General features: G+C 73.3%; 11 protein-coding genes and 1 pseudogene. 6 read left to right on the forward strand and 6 right to left on the reverse strand.

Annotated features, from left to right (window positions below; genetic code table 11):
* The first annotated feature begins 2 nt into the window (after nt 1–2).
* From hisC to LQK89_RS01540, 5 genes are all read left to right on the forward strand, one after another.
* Entirely contained in the window at nt 3–1100 is a 1098-nt protein-coding gene (gene hisC, locus LQK89_RS01520) for a histidinol-phosphate transaminase (protein ID WP_231049946.1), read from the forward strand.
* Nucleotides 1101–1105: 5 nt separating this feature from the next.
* Entirely contained in the window at nt 1106–2239 is a 1134-nt protein-coding gene (locus LQK89_RS01525) for a thiamine pyrophosphate-dependent enzyme (protein ID WP_174779059.1), read from the forward strand.
* Nucleotides 2240–2328: 89 nt separating this feature from the next.
* Nucleotides 2329–3288 (forward strand): alpha-ketoacid dehydrogenase subunit beta, encoded by a 960-nt coding sequence (locus LQK89_RS01530; protein ID WP_231050825.1) that lies wholly within the window; start codon nt 2329–2331, stop codon nt 3286–3288.
* Between the two features lie 32 nt (nt 3289–3320).
* A complete protein-coding gene (locus LQK89_RS01535) occupies nt 3321–4904 on the forward strand; it encodes a dihydrolipoamide acetyltransferase family protein (RefSeq protein WP_231049947.1) in 1584 nt (527 codons plus the stop codon).
* Nucleotides 4905–4995: 91 nt separating this feature from the next.
* On the forward strand, nt 4996–5568 hold the full coding sequence (locus LQK89_RS01540) for a GNAT family N-acetyltransferase (RefSeq protein ID WP_231049948.1): 573 nt from the start codon (nt 4996–4998) through the stop codon (nt 5566–5568).
* Between the two features lie 26 nt (nt 5569–5594).
* Here LQK89_RS01540 and LQK89_RS01545 read toward each other — a convergent pair whose 3' ends face one another.
* From LQK89_RS01545 to LQK89_RS01560, 4 genes are all read right to left on the reverse strand, one after another.
* The gene (locus tag LQK89_RS01545; protein ID WP_231049949.1) at nt 5595–6914 is read right to left on the reverse strand and encodes an alpha/beta hydrolase; all 1320 of its coding nucleotides are present in this window, start codon (nt 6912–6914) and stop codon (nt 5595–5597) included.
* The gene (locus LQK89_RS01550; RefSeq protein ID WP_231049950.1) at nt 6911–8959 is read right to left on the reverse strand and encodes a bifunctional lysylphosphatidylglycerol flippase/synthetase MprF; all 2049 of its coding nucleotides are present in this window, start codon (nt 8957–8959) and stop codon (nt 6911–6913) included. The genes LQK89_RS01545 and LQK89_RS01550 overlap by 4 nt, the downstream gene beginning before the upstream one ends.
* 79 nt (nt 8960–9038) lie before the next feature.
* Nucleotides 9039–10256: a sensor histidine kinase gene (locus LQK89_RS01555; protein ID WP_231049951.1), complete on the reverse strand. Its 1218-nt coding sequence runs from the start codon at nt 10254–10256 to the stop codon at nt 9039–9041.
* Nucleotides 10249–10875 carry a response regulator gene (locus tag LQK89_RS01560; RefSeq protein ID WP_206609173.1) on the reverse strand — a complete coding sequence of 209 codons (627 nt, stop codon included), beginning with the start codon at nt 10873–10875 and terminating at the stop codon, nt 10249–10251. The genes LQK89_RS01555 and LQK89_RS01560 overlap by 8 nt, the downstream gene beginning before the upstream one ends.
* Before the next feature lie 124 nt (nt 10876–10999).
* On the opposite strand from LQK89_RS01560, the gene LQK89_RS01565 reads away from it, so the two are divergent.
* Nucleotides 11000–11734 carry a GntR family transcriptional regulator gene (locus tag LQK89_RS01565; protein ID WP_141860010.1) on the forward strand — a complete coding sequence of 245 codons (735 nt, stop codon included), beginning with the start codon at nt 11000–11002 and terminating at the stop codon, nt 11732–11734.
* 189 nt (nt 11735–11923) lie between these two features.
* Here LQK89_RS01565 and LQK89_RS01570 read toward each other — a convergent pair.
* Both LQK89_RS01570 and LQK89_RS01575 read right to left on the reverse strand, forming a co-directional pair.
* Nucleotides 11924–12220: pseudogene (locus LQK89_RS01570) on the reverse strand (PTS sugar transporter subunit IIA); the annotation flags it as partial.
* A complete protein-coding gene (locus tag LQK89_RS01575) occupies nt 12217–12453 on the reverse strand; it encodes a PTS transporter subunit EIIB (RefSeq protein WP_058741885.1) in 237 nt (78 codons plus the stop codon). The gene LQK89_RS01575 and the pseudogene LQK89_RS01570, both read right to left, overlap by 4 nt.
* Nucleotides 12454–12615 lie beyond the last annotated feature (162 nt).

The following is a 12615-nucleotide window of genomic DNA, read 5'->3' on the forward strand; positions in this document are numbered from 1 at the left end:
GGGTGACTGACACGCGCGTGCACATCCGACCCGAGATCGCGGTCCTCCCCGCGTACCAGCAGGGTCGGCAGGCCGCCGCGGACGCCTTCAAGCTCTCGAGCAACGAGAACCCCTTCCCGCCGCTGCCCGGCGTCGTCGAGGCGGTGCAGGCCCAGACGGCGTTCAACCGCTACCCGGACGCCAGCGCCCTCGCCGTCCGAGCGGTGCTCGCGAACCGGTTCGGCCTGACCCCGGACCAGGTGCACGTCGCCCCGGGGAGCGTCGCGATCCTGCACGAGCTCGCCCGCGCCGTGAGCGCCCCCGGCGACGAGGTCGTCTACGCGTGGCGCTCGTTCGAGGCCTACCCGGGCGTCGTCACGGTCGCCGGCGCCACGAGCGTGCAGGTCCCGAACCGGCCGGACGGCGGGCACGACCTCGACGCGATGGCCGCCGCCGTGACCGAGCGCACGCGGATGGTGATCGTCTGCTCCCCGAACAACCCCACCGGACCGGTCGTGACCGCCGCTGAGTTCGACGCCTTCATGGCGCGGGTGCCGTCGTCGGTGCTCGTCGTGCTCGACGAGGCCTACGCCGAGTTCGTGACCGAGCCGACCGCCGTCCGGGGCGCTCCGCTGCTCGAGCGGTACCCGAACCTCGTCGTGCTGCGGACGTTCTCGAAGGCGTACGGCCTCGCGGGTCTGCGCGTCGGGTACGCCCTCGGCCCGACGTACGTGCTCGACGCCGTCCGCGCGTGCGCCATCCCGCTGTCCGTGACGGCGCAGGGGCAGGCGGCCGCGCTCGCGAGCCTGGAGCGCGAGGACGAACTGCTCGAGCGCGTCGCCGAGCTCGCGCAGTCCCGCGACCGGATCGTCGCCGCGCTCCGCGACCAGGGCTGGGACGTGCCGGACGCGCAGGGCAACTTCGTCTGGTTGCCGACCGGGGAACGCACCGCACATGCGGCCGATGCCTTCGACCGCGCGGGGATCATCGTGCGGGCTTTCGGGAACGAGGGGATCCGCATCTCGATCGGCGAGCACGAGGCTGTGGAAACGCTCCTCGAAACAGCGGCCTCGCTTGTGGAGGACCTCCAGATGGCCCCCTCGGACCGCCCGCTACGCTGACCGGCATGTCATTCCGCGCCGCGGCACCCGAGTCGACCACCGTCCGGCTCCTCGACCCCGAGGGCCGGTTCGTGGAGACCGACGAGAACGCCGAGTACGCCGCCGCTGCCCGGGCGATCCCGCAGGAGACCCTGCTGGCGATGCACCGCCGGATGGTCCTCACCCGGCGGTTCGACCACGCCGGGCACAACCTCCAGCGCACCGGACAGCTCGGCCTGTGGGTGCCGAGCCACGGACAGGAGGCCGCGCAGGTCGGCTCGGTCTTCGCGCTCCGGGCGCAGGACCACGTCTTCCCGTCGTACCGCGAGCACGCCGTCACGATGCACCGCGGCGTCGAGCCGATGGAGATCATCGCGATGTACCGCGGGCAGACCCACGGCGGGTGGGACCCGGACGAGCGCGGCAACACGCACATCTCGACCCTCGTCATCGGGTCGCAGACGCTGCACGCGACGGGCTACGCGCTCGGCCAGCAGCTCGACGGCGTCGTCGGCACCGGTGACCCCGACGTCGACTCGTGCTCGATCGTCTACTTCGGCGACGGTGCGACCAGCCAGGGCGACGTCAACGAGGCCTACGTCTTCGCGGCCTCGACGAAGGCCCCCGTGGTCTTCTTCCTGCAGAACAACCACTGGGCGATCTCCGTCCCGGTGACCACGCAGTCGCCGAGCCCGCTCGTCGACCGCCCCCGCGGCTTCGGCATCCCGAGCGTCCGGGTCGACGGCAACGACGTCCTCGCCTCGTACACGGCGTCCGTCGTCGCGACCGACCACGCCCGCAGCGGGCAGGGTCCCGCCTTCGTCGAGGCCGACACGTACCGCATCGGTGCGCACACGAGCTCCGACGACCCGAGCCGCTACCGCGAGGACGACGAGCTGGCCGAGTGGGTCCGCCGCGACCCGATCAGCCGGTCGGCCGCCTACCTCCGCAGCCTCGGCGTCACCGACGCGCAGCTCGCCGTGTTCGACGAGGAGGGCGAGGACATCGCCGCCGACGTCCGACGCCGCACGGTCGCCCTGGCCCCGCCGTCGATCGACGTCATGTTCCAGAACGTGTACCGCGAGCCGCATCCGACGGTCGCCGACCAGCAGGCCTGGCTCGAACGCTACGAGGCCGGTTACGAAGGGGGCTCCCACTGATGAGCACCACCGAGCAGCTCTTCGACTACACGCTCCGCGCCCACCCCGGTGCCGGCGAGGTCCCGAGCGACCCCACCCCGAACCTGCCGATGGCGAAGGCGCTCAACGCCGGGCTCGCCGCGGCGATGCAGGCGGACGACAAGGTCCTGCTGATGGGCGAGGACATCGGCCAGCTCGGCGGCGTCTTCCGCATCACCGAGGGCCTGCAGGAGCGGTTCGGCGCCGAGCGCGTCCGGGACACCCCGCTCGCGGAGTCCGGCATCATCGGCACCGCGATCGGGCTCGCCCTGCGCGGCTACCGCCCGGTCGTCGAGATCCAGTTCGACGGCTTCGTCTGGCCGGGGTTCGACCAGATCACCTCGCAGCTCGCGAAGATGCAGAACCGACTGCCGGCGCACATGTCGCTGCCGGTCGTCATCCGCATCCCCTACGGCGGGCACATCGGCGCCGTCGAGCACCACCAGGAGTCCCCGGAGGCGTACTTCGCGCACACCCCTGGACTCCGCGTGGTGAGCCCGAGCACGCCGAACGACGCGTACTGGATGATCCAGGAGGCCATCGCGTCGAAGGACCCGGTGATCTTCCTCGAGCCGAAGTCCCGCTACTGGCCGAAGGGCGAGGTCGACCTGATCGGCGGCCACGTCCCGATGCACACGACGCGCGTCGCCCGCACCGGCAGCGAGGTCACCCTCGTCGGCCACGGCGCGATGGTGGCGACGCTCATGCAGGCCGCCGAGCTCGCCGACTCCGAGGGCACGAGCTGCGAGGTCATCGACCTCCGCTCGATCTCGCCGATCGACTGGGAGCCGCTCTTCGCCTCGGTGCGGAAGACCGGCCGCCTCGTCATCGCGCAAGAGGCCTCCGGCTTCGTCAGCGTCGGCAGCGAGATCGCCGCGACCGTCGCCGAGCACTGCTTCTACACGATGCAGGCGCCGCCGCTGCGGGTGTCCGGCTTCGACGTGCCGTTCCCGGTCTCGAAGCTCGAACACCTGCACCTGCCCGACGCCGACCGGGTCCTCGAAGCCGTCGACCGCGCGCTCGCGTACTGACCAGAACCGTCCTGACCGTCGAAGGAGCCGTAGTGGCCACCGCCGAATTCCCCCTGCCCGACGTGGGCGAAGGCCTGACCGAGGCCGAGATCGTGCAGTGGCGCGTGGCGATCGGGGACGAGATCGCCGTGGACCAGGTCCTCGTCGAGATCGAGACCGCGAAGTCCCTCGTCGAGCTCCCGTCGCCGTTCGCCGGCACCGTCACCGGACTGCTCGTGTCCGAGGGCGACACGGTCGAGGTCGGGAAGCCGATCATCCGCGTCGAGTCCGACGCGTCGGTCGCCTCCGGTGCACCCACCGGTGTCCAGCCGGGAGGCACGGCACCGGTCGCCGACAGCGTCCCGACCTCGCCCGTGGTCGCGTCCACCCCGGCGCCCGCGCCCGCCGCGCAGGCCCCCGCCGCACAGGCTCCCGCTGCACAGACCCCGCCCGCGGCTCCGGCCGCATCTGCTCCCGCCGCGGCCGCGCCGGCGGCGCGCCACGCCGCGGCGACCCCCGAGGTCGCCGACCACGCCACGGTCGTCGGCTCCGACGAGTCCTCCGGGGCCGTCCTCGTCGGCTACGGCTCGGCGACCACGTCCCCGTCGCGTCGCAAGCCGGGTGCCCGCCGGGCCGCAGCCCTCGCGGCCGAGGCGAGCCGTGCCTCCAGTGCGGACGCGCAGGCGGCTGCCGAGGCCGCGTCGGACCCGGGTGAGGACTCGACGGCGCAGGCCGTCGCCGCCCAGGGCACGCGCCCGCGCAAGGCCCTCGCCGCCGTGAACGTCCTCGCGAAGCCGCCGATCCGCAAGCTCGCGAAGGACCTCGACGTCGAGCTGACCGAGGTCGTGCCCACCGGGCTCGCCGGCGAGGTCACGCGCGACGACGTCATCCGGCACGCCAAGCAGGCCGGCGTCTTCCGGAACATCGAGACGCCCGAGTGGGGCGACGTCCGCCGCGAGACGATCCCGGTGAAGGGCGTCCGCAAGGCGATCGCGACCGCGATGACGACGTCGAAGTTCACGGCGCCGCACGTCTCGCTGTTCGTCGACGTCGACGCCACCCGCACCATGGAGTTCGTCAAGCGCCTGAAGGCGTCGCCGACGTTCGCCGGCGTGAAGGTCTCGCCGCTGCTCGTCTTCGCGAAGGCCGTGATCTGGGCCGTCCGCCGCAACCGTTCGGTGAACTCGACCTGGACCGACCAGGAGATCATCGTCCACCACTTCGTGAACCTCGGCATCGCCGCGGCGACCCCGCGCGGGCTCATCGTGCCGAACATCAAGGACGCGCAGGACATGTCCCTGTTCGAGCTCGCCCAGGCGCTCGAGGACCTGACCCTGACGGCCCGCGACGGCAAGACCACGCCGAAGCAGATGGCCGACGGCACCGTGACGATCACCAACATCGGGGTGTTCGGCATGGACACCGGGACGCCGATCCTCAACCCGGGCGAGGTCGCGATCGTGGCGATGGGCACGATCAAGCCGAAGCCGTGGGTCGTCGACGGCGAGGTCCGCGCGCGGATGGTGACCACGATCGGCGCCTCGTTCGACCACCGCGTGGTGGACGGCGACGTGGCCTCGCGCTTCGTGGCCGACATCGCGTCGATCATCGAGGAGCCGGCGCTCCTGCTCGACTGAGCGACTGCGGCTTCCCGCACGCCGGGGCCGGATCACGCGGACGTCGCGTGGTGTTCACCGCGTTGTCGGTGGCGCGGGCGATGATCGGTGCATGGCCCACCAGCTCCTGACCCCGGCGCAGGAGATCCGGACGGATCGCCTGGTGCTGACGCCGCTCACCCCGGCGGACATCGACGACGTGCACGCGCTGTTCTCCGACGCGCGCACGTGGACCCACCTGCCGACGGCGCGGCACACGACCCGCTCGTCCACCATCGACATGGTGCAGCGGAAGATCGGTGGACGCGCGCGGCACGGGCTCGGCTCGTGGGCCGTCCGGACGACCGACGGCACGTTCGTCGGTGTCGGTGGCGTCGACATGACCGCCGGCCACGTGTGGAACCTGGGCTACCGGCTCGCGCCCGAGTCCTGGGGGCACGGCTACGCGAAGGAGATCGCCCGAGCGGCCCTCGACGCGGCGGCCCGGGTCGACGCCCACGTCCCGGTGACGGGTCGGGTCCTCACGAACAACCCGGCGTCCGCGGCGGTGCTGCGGGCGGCGGGACTCGCGCTCGTGTGGCAGGGCAGCTCGGCCGCGCCGCTGCCGGACGGGGTGGAGCGCCAGGTGTGGGCCGACCGGGCACTCACGGACGACCAGTTCGCCTGGCTCGTGCGCAACGCCTGACGGGTTCATCGGCGCCCGGCCGAAGGTCAGGAGTGCGCGGCGAACAGCGCGTCGCAGAACGGCGTCACGTCCGTCCGGAACGCCCACTGCACGGTGTTCCAGTCGTGCCCGCTCCCCGGCGCACTCGACACCGACACCCGGGCCCCGGCTGCCGTCGCAGCAGCGCCGAGCTCCCGCGCGTTCGCCGTGAACTCCCCGTCCACCGATCCCGCGACGAGCCACACGCTGTGCCCGCCGAGCCCGTTCTTCCGCATCAGGGCGATCGGCGCCGCGGCCTGCCACCGCGCGATCGAGCCGCCGAAGGCCTGGTCGGCGCTGTGCCGCGGACCCTGGTCGATCGGTTGCAGCTCGCTCGAGACGGCGAGGGCAGCGCCGAAGTCACCCGGGTGCCCGGACACGAACTGCATGGTGCAGGTCGCCCCCTGCGAGAACCCGGTCAGCCCCCAGGCCTTTCGGTCGGTCGTCGCCGGGGTGTTCGCGAGGATCCACGCGGGGACGTCCTGCGTGACGTAGGTGTCGACGTTCCCGAGCCGGGAGTCGACGCACATCGTGTTGAGCCCCGGGGAGGAGAGCTGGTCGACCGACACGACGATGGGCGCTCGACCGCCGTGGGCCCGGGCGTACTCGTCGAGGGGCGTGGCGAGCTGTCCGGCGGTGAACAGGTCGCTCGGGGCGCCCGGCTGCCCGGAGAACGCGATCACGACCGGGAGTGGCTGCGGGTCCGGGACGAGCGCCGCCGGCGGCAGGTACATCACCGCCGGCCGGGGGTGGAAGCCGGAGCGCGTGCCCGGGATGTCCGCGGAGACGATCTGCCCGGACCCCGGCATCGTCGGCGTGGCGGTGGCCGTGGGGCCGCCGGGGGTCGGGTGCGCGGTCGACCGGGCCCCCGCGTGGTAGGTCGGGTACGGGTCGCTCTGCACGACGGTGCCGAGGGTCGGGTACTTCGCGAACTCGACGTTGATCCCGAGCGCGGGCACGACGAGCGCCGCGGGGACGAGCACGATCGCGAGGGCTCGCCGCCACCCGCCGCCGTGCACGATCCCGGTGACGGCCAGCGCGAGAGCGGCGCCGGCGAAGGCGCTCCACATCTGCGTGACCGGGCTCAGCGCGACGCCGAACAGGTCGACGACCGAGGTCGTGAACCAGCACGCCACGAGCACCAGTCCGGCGCCGGCGAGGGCGATCCCTGCTCGCCAGGCCACCCGTCGCCAGGCCGCGCGGTCACGCCACCGCCGGACCGCCGGCAGCAGCACCACGAGGGCGAGGACGACGAACGCGGTGTCGATCGGGACGAGCTTGTTCGGCGCCTGCAGCGGCGTCGCGAGCAGCCACTCGGTCGGGCTCACCGGCTGCCCGCGCCGACGGGTGCCGGCGCGACGGGCTCGGCGGTCGCGGTGTGCGCCTGCCGGAGGGCCCAGAGGTGCTTCGGGCGGAGTCCGGGCACGTACGCGCTCGTCAGGGCCCGGGCCACCCGGGGCGCCTGGAACGCACTCGGCACGACCAGCCAGAGCGGCTCGTGTCGGGCGCCGAACTTCTCCTTGAACCGCTGCAGGGACCGGAAGCCGTACACCGGCTCGAGCACCCGGGCGAGCAGCGCGGACCCGCGGGCGACCCAGGAGCCGGCGTCGGTGTGCGGCGCGAGCGGCGTGCCGGACAGGCTGATGGTGGTCAGACCGGCCTCGCGGGCACGCAGGGCGGTGCGGGCGATGAGGAACTCCATGACGCCGGGCATCCCGTCCTCGCCGCGGCGCATCACGTCGAGCGTGTACCCGGTCAGGGTGCCGTGCTCGTGCACGGGCAGCCAGCTGGTCACGGCGGTGACGCGGTCGTCGGCGGTGACGGCGAGCAGGAGCCGCACGTCGGGGTCGTCGAGCTCGCGGAAGCCGCCGAGCGTGAAGCCCATCTCCGGCAGACGCCGGTCGGCCGCCCAGCGGGTGCAGATCGCCTCGACCTGGGCGCGCATCGCCGGGTCGAGCGCGGCCAGGGTCGTCCACTCGTCGCGCAGGCCCTCGCGGTCGGCGCGGTTCGACGCGGTCCGGAGGTCCTGCCGCTTCTTGCCGCGCAGGTCGAACGTCGTCACGTCGAGCACCGACTCGACGCCGACCGGGAAGGACGCCCAGCCCTCGGTGGCGAGGATCGTGCGGACGGACTCGTGGACGCTCGTGAAGGCGGGCGTCCAGCCGTTCCGCTCGCAGGCTCGGGCGAAGGCGGTGACGACCTCGGCGCGGTCACGGGCGGCGCAGGCGGGGTCGGACACCGTCAGGGCGACGTCGCCGTGCACCCGGTAGGCCACCGCGCCCAGCCCGTCGGGGTGGGTCCAGGTGGCGTTGCCGGTCCACGTCCCCATGTGGCCGAGGGTACCGGCGTCCCCGTCGCGCAGCATCTTCCGGTAGCCCGTGTCGCCGAGGGTCGCCGCGGCGAAACGGGCCCGGACGAGCCGGCCGCGCAGGAGCACGACGGCCAGCAGCACGGCGGCGGGCACGGCCCAGGCGCCGAGCAGCGTCACCTGCCACTCGACCTCGTCGATGGTCAGGCCCCGCCACTGCACGAAGCCCTCGCTCATCGGCTCGATGAGGAACACGTCGGCGAGCACGGCGGTCAGCACGACGAGCAGCCCGGCGGCCAGGACGACACCGGTCCGACGGCCGCGGTGGACGAGCCAGGCGGCGGCGAGGAGCAGGATGCCGACCAGGACGGTCGCCCGGTCGCTCATCGCGTCCGCGAACGGCGAGAGCACGCCGTCCGGCTGCGGCACGACGAGGGTCACGAGCGTGCCGGCACCGAGCGACGCGAGCGTCGCGACGACGACCGAACGGGGCTGGACGGCGGGACGGGCGGCGGTCCGCGGGCGCTCCGGGGCCGTTCGGGAGGCACGGCGCACCACGATCGCGCCGGCTGCGGTCCCGAACAGGGTCGCGAGGGCACGCGCGGTGTCGGACCCGTGCCCGGCGAACAGCACGAGGGTCAGGACGACCGTCCAGAGGACGGCCCGGATCCGGCGACGGCGGCCGACGGGCATCGTCGCGGAGGCGGCGCCGACGAGGGCCGTCGCGACCATCGAGGGAGCGAAGAGCGGCTGGCCCGCCGCGGTCTCGGCGTGCGCCTCGCCCATGGCGGCGCCGACCGTGACGGCGAGGAGGGTCGTCCCGGCGGCGGCCAGGGGAGCGAGCACGCCGATGGCCACCGTGCGGAGCGACCCGAGGGTGCGCTCCGCGAGCAGGGTGGCGAGCACGACGACCACGAGGGCGGCCCAGGCGACGGGCGGGTGGTGCGGGAAGTCCGGCTCGGCGTGCGCGATGCGTGCGGTGACGACGAGGACGACGGAGGCCACGGCGACGGCGGTCGAGACCGGGTGCCGGCGGAGTGCTGCGACGAGGGTGTTGGGTGCCACGGTGTCATCACAGCCGAGGTGTCGTCACTCCGGCATCGGGCGGTGGCGTGAACCCGGGTGGCCGATCGGCCATCGCCGGTCACCCGCGCGGTGGTGCTCCGACCGCGACCTCCGGCGGGACGTGCTCGACGGGCAGGCGCAGGTGCAGCGCGAAGCCGTCCCCCGGCTGCGGCCCGGACTCGAGCCGACCGCCGAGCAGCGACGCGCGTTCACCCAGCCCGATGAGCCCGAGACCGGACCCGGGGAGCTCGAGTCGCTCGGCACGCGCCGGCCCGTTCACGACGTCGACGAGCACCTGCTCGTGGTGCAGCCGGCCGCTGATCCGGACGCTCGCCCCCGGCGCGTGCTTCCGGACGTTCGTCAGGCCCTCCTGCACGAAGCGGTAGACGGCGCGCTGCACCGGCTGCGACAGGGTGTCCGGCAGGTCGACCGCGACCGAGGTCTCCAGGCCGCTCGCCGCGATGAGCCGGTCGAGGTCGCCGAGCAGGGGCTGCGGTGCCATCTCGCGGTCGGTGCCGCCGGACGCGCGGAGCACCTGCACCATCTCGCGGAGCTCCTGCAGGGTCACGACGCAGAGCTGCCGGATCGTCCGCGCGAACTCGCGCTCCCGGTCGTCGCGTCCGGCCATCTGCATCCCGCCGGCCTGCACCGCGATGAGCGTGACCTGGTGCGAGACGACGTCGTGCATCTCGCGGGCCAGGAGCGCCCGCTCGCGGGACAGCGCGACCTCGGCGCCCCGACGGCGTTCCTCGGCGCGGGACGCCCGGAGTTCGGCGATGCGGTCGACGAGCACCGCCCGGGTGCGGACGAGCATGCCGATCGCGAGTGGTCCGAGGGCGAAGATGAGCGCGTAGACGGTGGACACGACGATCTCGTCGAGCTGCTGCGGGGGACCGACGACGAAGCCGCTGAACCCGACGAACTGCACGACCGCGGCGAGGAGCATCAGCCACCGTCGACTCGTGCGCTCGCCGAGGGTGAAGAGGGCGATGCTCGCCGCGACGACCCCGGAGCCGATGAAGAGCCCGGGCATCGTGAGCGCGAAGGTCAGCACGGGGAAGCGTCGGCGGAGCACCAGCGCCCCGGCGGCGACCAGGGACAGCGTGATCTCCGTCGTCGTGGCTCCCGACAGGTCGAGCACCGCGTCGACGACCGCAGCCGCCAGGAACACGGCGTCGACCACCCACCACGGCGCCTTCCGGGTGCGCGCCCGGCGCAGGCCGGCGTCGACGAGTCCCTCGAGCCTCCCGTCCAGACCGGACAGCGCAGCCCGGACCCGCCCGGCGGTCTCAGCCATCCAGCAGTCCGGCCTCGGCCGCGCGGAGCGCGAGCTGGACGCGCGTGGTGACGCCGAAGGCGGCGAGCAGGGCGCGCACGTCCTCCTTCACGGTGCCGGTGCTGACGCCGATGCGCTGGCCGATCTCGGGGTTGCTCGCGCCCTCGGCGACGAGTCGCACGACGGCGTGCTCACGGTCGGACAGCTCCGGCGGGACGGCGCTCCGGCGGAGCGCGAACAGGCGGGTGCGGTCGACGCCGGGCGCGAGCACGATGCCCCCGCGGGCCAGCGCCCGGACGTACTCGGCGAGCGACTCGGGGTCGGTGTCCTTGAGGAGGAAGCCGGCCGCACCGGCGTCCATCGCCTCGGCGACGACCTGCGTGTCGGTGTCGAACGTCGTGAGCATCGCGACGGCCGGCGGTTCGGGCAGCTCGCGCAGCTGGGCGAGGACCTGCAGCCCGTTGACCCGGGGCATCCGCACGTCGAGCAGGACCACGTCGGGTCGGTGCCGCCGCACGGTCTCCACCGCGTCCACGTCCCCGCTCGTGGCGAGCACCTCGATGTCCGCCGCGGCGCCGAGGATGAGCTCGAAGCCGTAGCGGACGAGCGTCTCGTCGTCGACGATCACCACCGTGGTCACGGGCGTCATCTTGTCACGACGTTGGCGAACACCGATCGAATCGCTACTGTGAGGCCCACTGGTCATGTCCGCGCATGACCACCTGGACGACCAGCACGCCGAGCGACGGAGCAGAGGGACCCGCATGACGAGCCGCATCACCGAGGGTGCCGAACCGAAGCACCAGCAGCTGCGGCGGATCCTGCTCGACCTCGCGACGACCCGGCTCGCCCCCGGTGCGGCCATCCCCTCGGAGCGGCAGCTCATCGCCGAGTACGGGGTCTCGCGGATCACGGTGCGCGAGGCGCTCGGACAGCTCGTCAACGAGGGCTACCTGGAGCGCGTGCGCGGCAAGGGGACCTTCGTCGCCCACCGGCCCGTGCAGTCGACGCTGCACCTGGCGTCCTTCACCGAGGAGATGCGGGCGCTCGGGCACGTGCCCACCACCGTCGTGCTCGTCCGCGAGGAGACCGTGCCCCCCGCCGACACCGTGGCGGCGCTGCGCCTGGGGGACGGTGCGACCGCGTACCACCTCAAGCGCCTGCGGATGGCCGACGGGGCACCGGTGTCGATCGACGACGCGTGGCTCTCGGCGGACGCGTTCCCCGGGCTGCTCGAGCACGACCTGTCCGGATCCGTGTACTCGCTCGCGGCGACCGAGTACGACACCCCGATCGACCGCGCACAGCAGACCGTCGCGGCGAAGCCCGCCGCCGACGACGTCGCGACCCTGCTCGGGACGAAGACGGGCGCACCAGTGCTCGAGTTCGACCGGGTGTCGTACTCCGGCGACCGGCCCGTGGAGCACAGTCGCTCCTGGTACCGCTCGGACCGCTACCGCGTGCAGATGGAGGTCACGGCGACCAGTCCGGCCGCCTGACCTCCACCGCCGGTCCCGCGCTGCGCACGGTGTCAGACCGTGAAGAGCGTCGCGCCGTCGGTGAGCACCGAGCCCACGGTGGACTGCTCGACGGAGTCCGGCGCGCTGCCGAGCACCACCACCGGGCAGACGGGGGGAGTAGCCGGCGGCGGAGATCACCGACGGGGTGAACCGCACGACGGGGTCGCCCGCACGGACGGTGTCGCCCTCGGCCGCGAGCAGCTCGAAGCCCTCGCCCCCGAGCTTCACCGTGTCGATGCCGACGTGCACGAGGACGTCGGTCCCCGCCGCACCCTGCAGGGCGAACGCGTGCGGGTGCAGCTTGACGATCGAGCCGTCGACCGGGGCCACAGCGGTGACGGGGCCCTCGACGCCGGTGGGGTCGACCGCGACCCCGGCTCCGACGAGCTGCCCGGCGAAGACCGGGTCCGGCACGTCCGCCAGGGCGACGACCGGACCCGCGAAGGGCGTCCGGACCGCCGTCACAGCTCGTCCTGGATGTCCTGCGCGAGGTTGTCCGCGATGGGTCCGACGATGACCTGCCAGCCGGTGCCGCCACCGACGACGGCCTGCGCCCCTGCTGCCTGCAGGGCGGCCTTGTCGACGAGGTCGCCGTCCTCCACCTCGACGCGGAGGCGCGTGATGCAGCCCTCGACCTCGTCGATGTTGTCGGCGCCGCCGAGCGCGGCGATGATGTCGGCTGCCTTGATGTCGGCCATCGTTTCCTCCTCGTTGGGGTTTCCGTACCAGGTTGACATGCGTCCGGTCCGGGTTCAGACTCGGGAACTGGTCATGACCGGACAGGACCGGCACGGCGTCACGCCGAGCGTACCGGTGCGGTCCGACCGACTCAACTCCCCGACAGCTCCACCCAACGACGA

The organism is Curtobacterium sp. C1 (genome assembly GCF_021049325.1).
Classification (GTDB): domain Bacteria; phylum Actinomycetota; class Actinomycetes; order Actinomycetales; family Microbacteriaceae; genus Curtobacterium; species Curtobacterium citreum.

Excerpts from the sequence above, each read along its gene's own strand:
- LQK89_RS01525 (WP_174779059.1), top strand. The coding sequence starts at position 1,106 with ATGTCATTCCGCGCCGCGGCACCCGAGTCGACCACCGTCCGGCTCCTC.
- LQK89_RS01540 (WP_231049948.1), top strand. The coding sequence starts at position 4,996 with ATGGCCCACCAGCTCCTGACCCCGGCGCAGGAGATCCGGACGGATCGC.
- LQK89_RS01530 (WP_231050825.1), top strand. The coding sequence starts at position 2,329 with ATGGCGAAGGCGCTCAACGCCGGGCTCGCCGCGGCGATGCAGGCGGAC.
- LQK89_RS01575 (WP_058741885.1), bottom strand. The coding sequence starts at position 12,453 with ATGGCCGACATCAAGGCAGCCGACATCATCGCCGCGCTCGGCGGCGCC.
- LQK89_RS01555 (WP_231049951.1), bottom strand. The coding sequence starts at position 10,256 with ATGGCTGAGACCGCCGGGCGGGTCCGGGCTGCGCTGTCCGGTCTGGAC.
- LQK89_RS01565 (WP_141860010.1), top strand. The coding sequence starts at position 11,000 with ATGACGAGCCGCATCACCGAGGGTGCCGAACCGAAGCACCAGCAGCTG.